The organism is Natrarchaeobius versutus (genome assembly GCF_041205745.1).
Classification (GTDB): domain Archaea; phylum Halobacteriota; class Halobacteria; order Halobacteriales; family Natrialbaceae; genus Natrarchaeobius; species Natrarchaeobius versutus.
Genome location: NZ_JBGFCC010000020.1, coordinates 1 through 1,581 on the forward strand (window position 1 = coordinate 1; position 1,581 = coordinate 1,581).

At 62.8% G+C, this 1,581-nt stretch carries 2 protein-coding genes; both read right to left on the reverse strand.

What is annotated here, in order from left to right; all coding sequences use genetic code 11:
* Positions 1–500: ATP-binding cassette domain-containing protein (locus tag AB7C87_RS24120; RefSeq protein ID WP_369732093.1), on the reverse strand; the 500-nt coding region annotated here is incomplete at its 3' end.
* Positions 501–508: 8 nt separating this feature from the next.
* On the reverse strand, positions 509–1,581 hold a 1,073-nt coding region (locus AB7C87_RS24125; RefSeq protein WP_369732094.1), incomplete at its 5' end, for an ABC transporter permease.

The window sequence follows — 1,581 nt, forward strand, 5'->3', positions numbered from 1 at the left end:
GGGTAGGCCTCGAGCACCCGGTCGGGCTCGAGGTAGAGGTCCGCGAGGAGTTCACGGGCCCGATCCATGCCGGCCTCGACGTCGTAGTTGTGGGCGTCGAGGGTCTCGGTGAAGTGGCCGCCGACGTTCATCGTCGGGTTGAACGAACTCATCGCGCCCTGGAACACCATCGAGATATCCTCCCAGCGGAGCTTCTTGAGTTCGCGGTCGTCGAGTTCGAGGACGTCGACGGGCTCGCCGTCGTCGGGATGGTAGGTGATCGATCCCGAGAGTTTACCGGGTTCGACGACGGCGTCGAGCATGGCGGAGGCGAGCATGGATTTGCCGCTTCCGCTTTCGCCGACGATGCCGAGGATTTCGTTTCGGTCGACGTCGAGGTCGGCGCTCTCGAGGACGCGGGAGACGCCGCGGTCCATCTCGAAGACGACTTCGGCGTCCCGGATCTCGACGATCGGGTCGGCGGTCTGGTACAGTTCTCGGTCGGTCGTGGATTCGTGCATACTCATCGTCACACCCCCGTCATTGGATCGGGATCATCGGTATCGTCGGACTTCGATTTGCCTTCGTTTCTGGTCCGGACGCGCGGGTTGAATAGCCTATCGGTTCCCTGTGCGAACAGCATCAATCCGAACGAGAGGACGACGATCGGGATCATCGGAACGATCAGCATGTACGTCGCCTGTGGATTCAGCAGTGCGCTGGCGTTGGCGTACGCGAGGTGCATCATCACACCCCAGTTTTCGACGCCTCGGAACGAGAGGAAGCCGAGGAAGTACAGCGCGACGCTGTCGTAGATCACGCGTCGGGAGGCGTAGACGAAGTTGACCAGGACGTACGGCATGAGATTCGGCAGGATATCCTTCTGGATGATTGTCGGCGTGCCGATGCCCATCGTGCGCGAGGCCTCGACGTAGGAGTTTTCGCGCAACGAGAGCACTTGCGAGTGGATCGTCCGGGCGATGCCGGCCCAGACGTTGATGGTGATGATGATGCCGATCAGCCACGGCGACTGCGGGTCGATGAGGACGACGAGGACGATCACCAGCGGCAGTCCGGGGATGGTCATCGCGACGTCGCTCAGAGTCATGAGGACGGTTTCGGTCGTGCCGCCTTTGTAGCCCGCGAGGGTGCCGACGATCACCGCGACGACGATGGCGAAGACGGCGCCGGCGAGGATCATCTGGATCATCGTCGGCGTCGCGTGAACGACACCCGAGATCAGGTCCCGGCCGTTCATGTCCGTGCCGAGGGGATGGCTCATCTCCTCGAGTGGCTGGAGCCGTGGTGTTCCCTGATTCGCGATCGGGGGATCGACGAGGACGATGCGCTCGAGGAACAGCCAGGTCGACGAGGAGATCCAGGCGACCAGGCCCATGAGGAGAAAGCCGACGATGATGAGGAGGCCGACTTTGGTTCGCCAGTCGCTCCAGGCGATCCGGAACGGTTCGGCGATCGACTCGGCGAACCACTCTTGGGCCTGCTGTGTTCGGGTTACCTGGGTGATCTCGGCGTGGGAGAACATCTGGCCGCCGTCCGCGCGGGCGTCGTCAGTAGGCTCCACTGGGTCGTCGTCAGTAGGCT